Raw genomic sequence first — 983 nt, 5'->3', positions numbered from 1 at the left:
CGCCTGCGGGTGCTCCGTCAGGGTGAACCGCCGTCCCGGCCATATCTCCGGCGAACGGCTTGCCCCGCGTGCCACTTCCGCATTATTGCGCCAGCCGTCCATCTGCCAGCGGGCAAAATTTTTGCCATGTGCATTTTTGAAACGCCCGGGGTAGTCATACACTTCATACTGCGTGCGCTGGTAATCCATATTTTCACCATCCTGGTCAAAGCGCCCCGCCCAGCCGGGACGTTTAAAGGTGTAATCCTTGACGATGGTCTGTGAGGGGCGTATCTGCGCGCTGTAGCGGAACTGGCTGATGCAGCGGGTGCTCACTTCGGTACGGGTGTTCGGGTTCCAGGGGATTTCAAAGGCGTCAGGCAGGTAGCGCACCGTGTCACACAACACCAGGCTCTGGTCGGTACTTTTCTGCGCGTGTTCCTCATAAAAGAAGATGCCTTCCTCCGCCGCCATCCGGCACAAAAACTCGTAATCGGTTTCGCCGTACTGGACACAAAATTCACGGGAAGGATGCGGCTCACTGAACAGCGGGCTCCACTCTGTCACACCGTTTTCCTTCAGGAGCGTGCCGAGGATGCTTTCGATGTCCTCATTCTGGAAGATACGGAAGTTCTGGCGCAGTCCGGCGCGCCACAGCGGCGGACAGACTTTCATGCTGTACAGCATCTGTTTTTTGTCGTTCTCCCCCAGTTCAAACCAGATCACCACGCCTTTTACCCGGCGCAGTGCGTCATTGCCCTGCCATATCGTCAGGTAGGCCATTTTTTCCAGCACCTGCGGGAAATCAAGGGAGAGAAACTGCTGGCTGACAAGGGAGAGCTCGAGGGAAAAGACTGAAGAGAGCGACTGGCTCAGATGAAAGGAAACCACCACAAAAGCGTCCGGCGGCAGGCCGTCCACTTCCAGTGTGAAACGTAATCCGGTTGACATGGCAACCTCCGGGGTTAAGGAAAAACAGACTGTTCGCTGTTAAAGCGGCTGTG

At 56.4% G+C, this 983-nt stretch carries 1 protein-coding gene; it reads right to left on the bottom strand.

Annotated features, from left to right (window positions below):
* Window positions 1-930: type VI secretion system tip protein TssI/VgrG (gene tssI / locus EA14781_RS22210; RefSeq protein ID WP_042336406.1), on the bottom strand; the 930-nt coding region annotated here is incomplete at its 3' end.
* Window positions 931-983 lie beyond the last annotated feature (53 nt).

Origin of the sequence: Escherichia albertii NBRC 107761 = DSM 17582 (assembly GCF_000759775.1) — a bacterium.
In the GTDB taxonomy this organism is placed as follows: domain Bacteria; phylum Pseudomonadota; class Gammaproteobacteria; order Enterobacterales; family Enterobacteriaceae; genus Escherichia; species Escherichia albertii.
Note: the sequence above shows the minus strand (reverse complement) of the source record. Positions and strands in the feature narration are given on the sequence as shown.